The 5,904-nt window shown below is 56.6% G+C and carries 3 protein-coding genes; all 3 read left to right on the top strand.

Going from position 1 to position 5,904, the window contains the following annotated elements:
• The first annotated feature begins 1,068 nt into the window (after positions 1-1,068).
• The 3 genes from HMPREF2942_RS00850 to HMPREF2942_RS00840 all read left to right on the top strand — a co-directional run bounded on the left by HMPREF2942_RS00850 (position 1,069) and on the right by HMPREF2942_RS00840 (position 5,407).
• Positions 1,069-2,331 (top strand): hypothetical protein, encoded by a 1,263-nt coding sequence (locus tag HMPREF2942_RS00850; RefSeq protein WP_070687957.1) that lies wholly within the window; start codon positions 1,069-1,071, stop codon positions 2,329-2,331.
• A gap of 502 nt (positions 2,332-2,833) precedes the next feature.
• Positions 2,834-4,606: a hypothetical protein gene (locus HMPREF2942_RS00845; protein WP_070687955.1), complete on the top strand. Its 1,773-nt coding sequence runs from the start codon at positions 2,834-2,836 to the stop codon at positions 4,604-4,606.
• A gap of 18 nt (positions 4,607-4,624) precedes the next feature.
• Positions 4,625-5,407, top strand: coding sequence for a hypothetical protein (locus tag HMPREF2942_RS00840; protein WP_070687954.1), 783 nt, complete (start codon positions 4,625-4,627; stop codon positions 5,405-5,407).
• The last annotated feature ends 497 nt before the right edge of the window (positions 5,408-5,904 follow it).

Genomic DNA, 5,904 nt, shown 5'->3' with positions numbered 1-5,904 from the left:
GCGGCAGTGGGGGCGGGGGTAGTAGGGGGGGGGGTAGTAGGGGCGGGGCGGCCAGAAGCAGCAGCAGCCCCAGGCACCACCCAAGAACCAGCCAACAACCCCCGAACATCCCTCAGAGAAAGATTGAAATCCGCAGCACACGCTTTGGGAATGAGCCTTCCACGTAAGAAACATCAACCATCCTTCCCTTCCACCAAGAAACACAGAGACAAAAATAGGGGCACCACCAAAAACAGGGGGCACCAGACCAAGGAAAAGGGCCCGAAGCGCACAACCCCTAAAACCCACGACACTCATAGGGTGGGTGCCGGTAGATATTCCTTGTCAGCAAACCACAGAACAAGTCATAGTACATGTTCCATATTATGTGCCACTCTAAGCCATAGGGGTTCACGCTTTGCTCAGAGAAAGTATGCAGCAGGAACGCCTCATGCTGCGAACATGGCGGCTAAAGGATACGGTACGAGCGCGAGCAAGGTGGGATTCCGTGGGGTGGTAGAGGTGAAGAAACCATGAACTGATTGAGGGGGTAGGGGTGCCTCTTGGTGGTATTTGTCGCATGTTTTAGAACATGTTCTATGTTATGTTCCGCTCTTTGTGTGTGAGTGCAAAGAGGTTCCTCTCCACCTGGGTGGGACCTGTCTTGCGGCTGCCTAGTGGTCGTTGTCTCCAATGATTTTCTGGTGGGGCCCAGAATCTCTTCATGAGGTTCAGGAGTCTACGGTTCTTGGTGTGCCGGATTCTGCCAGATGGAGAGGAAGCGTATGGGCTTCGATTCTACCGTGACTGGGTGTGGGGGCTCCACCTGTTTGGGAGGGGGGTGGTGGTCTTCTTGGTTTTGGAATGACCAAACCGCGCGCACTGATTTTGTTCTGTCTCTAAACTGAGAGCATATTCAAGCGTTACCGGTAGGTTGTGCAAGCGGCTTAGGGTCTTCCTCGTAGTGGAGGAGGGTGCTCCAAGATGCATTGCGTCTTTGGCTCTCAGGGCGGTTTGTAGCAGCCCCCGATACGGTAACTACCCAGGTTCTTGAGATCCATCAAGAGCCCTTATGTGAAAGGACTCATCATGACCTCTAGTAATGCGCACTTATCTGCAGGCGACGACCAGCTCAATGCTTCCGAGGCGACGCAGCAGGTGCCGCTCACGGAGGACGAGCTGGACCGGGCAGAAGAGAAGGCATGGTGGGATTCGCTGACCCCGGAAGAACAGCACGCTTACGAGGCCGAGCACGAGGCTAACCTGCGCATGGTTGAAGAACGTGAGGTTATCAATGATGAGCGCCAGGAATTCTACGACCGCATCTATAAGGATTTGTACAATGTGGATGCTCTACTGCAGCAGCTGCTTGAATGGGCAGAAGACGCAGGAGACGAAGAGGACGCGCAGTGGTACCGTGAGAACAATGCCACGCTGACCCTTGATGAAAAGCTCGAGTTCGTAGCAGACGAGTACACCAACCGCCCTTCGCACTACGAGGCTGAACTGCGCGCTACCAACCTCGTAACCCCCTTCGAGACCATGACTACTTTGGCGGCGGCGGTGCCTTTGAGCGATACGATGATTGCAACCATGGCTAAGCGGCACAGGAGCTTGCTGAAGCTGGGCATTGAGGATAAGGCACTAAACTTCAGGCGTCGCCCAAAGGGTGGCTATAGCCTCAATGATGAGCAACAGCAGTATGTTCGTAAGCAGCTACTGAAGAACTATACCCGTATCGGTAAGGCAGGTTCGGCACAGATGCTTGTCGCAATCTACGAACCGACCGGCATGTGGTTGCTTGAACCGCGTAAGGATGGCGACGGTAACGGCTTCACCTGGGATACGGTGAATCTTGATGATTACCGTGCTGGTTTCCTTTTCCCGTTGAGCTCGAATATGCCCACTGGCGGTTTCGCCCCGCGCCGTGATCGTGTGGAGTTCTTGTGCCTGCTGCTGAAGAAGGGTGTTATCACTCTTGAGCAGTTCTGGCAGCGTCTGCGTAGCAATTCCTACATTGCCGACCGTGACGAGTTCTTCGAAGATGGTGCCAATTCGCTTGTGATGACCAAGCGGAACTGGCGAAACCTCGTGCACAAGGCGAAGCTCAATGACACCGCAGAAGACCCCCAGATGCTTCCTACCGATTGGGCGTTTGTTGATGCAAGTGATGAGCGCTTTGGATTCTGGTCCCTTTCTGAGTGGGAAGAGTACATTGACTCCAAGCCTGATGACTGGTTCGTTGTAGGTGATGATACTGCTGAGTACATCGGCAAGGAGGTAGAACCTGCCCTGCTGCTACCCGAGATGCTTGAGTGGCACCAGCGCCACACGCAAACCCAGGATGACTAAAAGCTAGATCCCTGACTCATTTATGAGCGCAAGGGGGTCAGAGGGTATATTAGGTTCTGACATGGAACCTCCTATCGTCGGTTCATGTCGTGTTGTTATATGGGTCTGGGAATGTCGGATTCCCAGACCCATTTTTTATCTTCTGCTCCCTCATTGCGGATGGAGCGCTCTGGCCTCCAGATACGGACAAGCCCCGCTAGAACGACACGTTCTAGCGGGGCTTTTCACACGTTCACACACAAGCACCCATCCTGCACGCCAACAGGCGAGGCAGCTAGGTACCTGAAGCTTCTAAAGACCTCATCCACCACCCTACAATTACGGTCTGCATATTATAGTTTTTTGGGGTAGATACTCGGCCCTCAAAACTCCTCGCAAGCGAGCTTTTTTCAGTCCGAGTATATCACACCACAAGAAACGGCGTGGCAACTTGCCCGCAATACCAAGGAACTATATATTTGTCACAGTGACAAAAGTTGTAAATCAACAACAGGAGAGTAGCGTGCGCCCCACCCCATGGACCCCCAAACCCATCACCACCGCCTTCATGGACTACGAAACCGGATACGGTGTCACCTCCGACGGTGTCACCTTCAAAGCCGCCGCCGGTGCACGCCGCAAAAACCCCAACCTGGTCGATAAGCTCAACGCCGCAGCCCAGCTGCGCGTTGCAGGCCAGCCGGTCACCCGTATCTTCCTTACCGGCAAAGTACCCCCCAACGACCGCAAAACCCGTCACTGGCTCCTTACTCAGACCCCCGGCTGGGAAACCCCTAGAGGTCACTGGCTCGGCACCCCTCCCACCGGACGCTTCGATAATGTAGAAACCGGCCAGCGCATCGACGTGAAAGTTTCCTCCGAGTGGTTCGGCAAAATCAATCTCACCCCCGACCAAGCCCGCCGCGCCTGGAACACCCTTGAATCTCTTCTGCGTTGGTTCTTCCGTTCTGACCTCGGCGAGGGATCCCCGCTCATGCTCACCCCCGCCGCCACCGGGCAGAACCTGTGGGCAGCCTCCCTGCCCAAGAACTACGCCCCCATCCCCGTAGACCCGGACATTGCCGAGGACCTGCACCGCACCAGCACCCAGCACCACCTCGACCACCTCGTACTCGGCGACGCCATGCCTCAACACCCCGACGTCGTCCCCATGATTGACCCGAGGCACACCCCGCAGCTTGACGGCTTCTCCTACGTTGATGGCCGCTTCATGTACTCGGCCCTCTGCCGCGAACTGGGCACCGGCCCCGGACACCGCCTGACCGCCAAGCAGTGCGAAGACCTCTGGCGCAACAACCCGTACGTGCGCGCCCGCTTCGCCGTCGAATTCACCGTACCCGACACCTGGGAACACGTCGGACTCTTCGGCATCCCCTTCGAGGACAAGACCCACGGCTGGTTCTACCCCAACCGCCCCGGCGCACGCGGTCAGGCATGGGTTGACGCCTCCGAACTCTTCGTCGCCCAAAAATTCGGCTGGCACTTCCGTTTCCTCGAAGGCATTCTCTTCACCACCGAAAAGAAGGCGCAGCGCAAGCGCTTCGAGCCCGGCGCCGACGAGGCAACCCGCCGCATGGTCAACGCCCGACCCCTGGACACCTGGGCCGATCGCCTCTCTGAAGCCCGAGAAGCAGTAGCCAACCACCCCGATCTGCACCCTGCCGTCGCCAAGGCCATCAGCGCAGCACTGCGCGCCATTGTCATTCAGTCCATCGGTGCTTTTGCCTCCCGTGGCCGCTCCGCTACCGCCATCACCTACGACTTCGCCAACATCCCCGCCAAGTACCAAGGCACCGCAGAACGTAAAGGCAACGCCTTCATCTACACCCTCCCCCAAAACCACAACCCCCGCCAGCAGGCCTTCTATCGCCCCGAATTTGCAGTGCAGGTATGGGGTAGGGGTCGCGCTCGTGTGTTGCATCATACGGTGCGTCGTAAGGGGTTCGATCCGGTGGAGACCGGCGCTCTAACCCTGCCGGGCCGGTCCATCATCGGCATTAACGGTGACGCGATCTACTCGACGGTGCTACCGACCTGGTCGCTGCCTGTAGCTAATGGTGGCGCCGATGATGGGCGTGCAGGTCTGCTGCGCCTTCAGGGCTGGCTACCTGGCCCGGTCAAGACCCCGGTGCTACGTTCTGACCGTGACAAGCTACGAGACCGAGCCGTGAAATCCGGGTACACGCACGGTGTCGATGATGCCGTCTTCGAGCATGAATTTATCCCCCCGGAAGATGGCTTGTTCGATTACGACCTCTTCGAAGAAGACGTTTAGACCCTAGAGAGGATGTGAATGATGGACCCGCAAAAAGCACCGCTTTCTCAGCTTTTCGCCTACGTCAAGCAGGTACACGGGCTAAGCAATAAGAAGATTGCCGAGCAGCTAGGTCGCTCTGAAACTCTAGTTCGTAAGCTTCTAGCAGGCACCTGCAAGAACGAAGCCTACCGCATTCCTGGCACTGAGCTAGCTGAGACCGGCCAGGTGCAACATCAGGCACCCCGCCGCCGCCGCAAGGACGGCAAGCTGGCTCGCGTGCGTGCCCCGCGCGGCTCGAAGAAGAAGTCAGTCGTTCCTTCAGATACGCGTGGCACCCCGGTCCCCAAACCGCGCCGTAGCGCCTTTATCCATCACAAACCCGTTGAAGGCGCTGACGGAAACCGTTTCTACATGATTGACATGCCAATGGGTAAGAAGACGAAGGGCCGCGTCTCTGGCTTCAAAGCTGCCATGGATGACTTGCATGATGTCACCCGTCGCCAGGCGCACACTGACAAGCGCGTGAACATGAACGTGACCGTACAGAACGCCGACGGAACCCGCCATCAGCTACGCGTCGGTAGCAAGCGCGGTTTCCACGCCTCTGACGTACTAGCTGACGTGAAAGATCAGCACAAGGGCAGCTTTGAATCCTGGCTCATGCATCAGCTTCAGGCCGTCTATGACGGTTCCGCTGGACGCATTGTGCAGATTCAAATGGTCTCTTTCGACGCAGTGCGCAGCAAGGAAGAACGCAAGGCACAGGATCAGGCGGGCACCCGCCGAGGCTTCTGGAGCCAATTCCGTAAGCGCCGCTAAAACACACCTCACACCTGGAAGGAGGCACATCATCATGACACATCATCAACAGAAAACAGGAAGCCTACGCGAACGCCTAGAACGGGCACTTGAATATACGGATACTGATGAGCAGCTGGCTCAATGGCTGGTAGAAACTCACACGTTGGAGGATATTCTAACGGCGTGTACATGTACTGCAGATGAGGCCGCTGCATTGTTAGGTTATGCCAGCGTACGGTCGTTTAAGACCATGGCACATCGTCGTTTAGCGGGCAAACCTAGCCGTGTTCCCTTGCCAGTGGTGAAGGGTGTGGGGGATTTATGGTCTCGTCCTGCGGTATTGAGGGCTGCGGAGCCTTTGAGGGTGCGTTCATCTTTTGAGGTTTCTGACTGATAGACAGTTACGATAGGTAGGTTCTTGTGTGTTAGGGCGGTGGTGCAGCTGCGGTGCTGTGCTGCCGCCCTTCTTTTGGGTTAGCTCATTTACCAATGGGACATACCATCCAATACATGAT

The organism is Rothia sp. HMSC071C12 (genome assembly GCF_001813895.1).
GTDB lineage: Bacteria > Actinomycetota > Actinomycetes > Actinomycetales > Micrococcaceae > Rothia > Rothia mucilaginosa.
The sequence above is the reverse complement of the archived record's forward strand: the minus strand, read 5'-3'. Positions and strand labels throughout refer to the sequence as shown.

Coding starts and splice junctions, on each gene's coding strand:
- HMPREF2942_RS00840 (WP_070687954.1), top strand. CDS start 4,625: ATGATGGACCCGCAAAAAGCACCGCTTTCTCAGCTTTTCGCCTACGTC.
- HMPREF2942_RS00850 (WP_070687957.1), top strand. CDS start 1,069: ATGACCTCTAGTAATGCGCACTTATCTGCAGGCGACGACCAGCTCAAT.